We start from the raw sequence: 249 nt of genomic DNA, 5'->3' as shown, positions 1-249 counted from the left end.
CCCGCTGAATCCCAGTGTAACCATTATACTCTATGGTCGGTTTTCTGTTTTTACCTCCGGATTTGGTTTCTATAATAATAACCCCGTTGGCAGCCCTTACCCCATAAATAGCGGAAGAAGATGCATCCTTAAGTACGTTCATGGACTTAATGTCATTCGGGTTCAAGAAATCAATATTGCTATAGAACATACCATCAACACCATATAAGAGGCTTGTCGCATCCGAATAAGTTCCCAGCCCACGAATAC

Annotated in this window: 1 protein-coding gene; it reads right to left on the bottom strand. The window is 42.2% G+C overall.

Going from position 1 to position 249, the window contains the following annotated elements:
* Positions 1 to 249: TonB-dependent receptor plug domain-containing protein (locus tag SB717_RS38275; protein WP_410908420.1), on the bottom strand; the 249-nt coding region annotated here is incomplete at both ends.

It is taken from the genome of Priestia sp. SIMBA_032 (assembly GCF_046535215.1).
GTDB lineage: Bacteria > Bacillota > Bacilli > Bacillales > Bacillaceae_H > Priestia > Priestia aryabhattai.
Note: the sequence above shows the minus strand (reverse complement) of the source record. Positions and strands in the feature narration are given on the sequence as shown.